Source organism: Fructilactobacillus sp. X2R1C1 (assembly GCF_059901435.1).
This window is the reverse complement of the sequence record NZ_JBWXUV010000176.1, coordinates 1-230: the sequence shown is the minus strand read 5'-3', so window position 1 is coordinate 230 and position 230 is coordinate 1. Positions and strand designations below refer to the sequence as shown.

Annotated in this window: 1 rRNA gene; it reads right to left on the bottom strand. The window is 49.6% G+C overall.

The features are described 5' to 3' along the window. Positions 1–230 (bottom strand): 23S ribosomal RNA (locus AC6UDG_RS07945); the annotation flags it as partial.

The following is a 230-nucleotide window of genomic DNA, read 5'->3' as shown; positions in this document are numbered from 1 at the left end:
GCCTTTCACCCCTAAGCACAACTCATCCGGTAACTTTTCAACGTTAATCGGTTCGGACCTCCAGTGCGTGTTACCGCACCTTCATCCTGGTCATGCATAGATCGCCGGGTTTCGGGTCTAATGCATCAAACTAAATCGCCCTATTCAGACTCGCTTTCGCTGCGCCTACACCTATCGGCTTAAGCTTGCTTGATACATTAAGTCACAGACCCATTATGCAAGAGGTACGC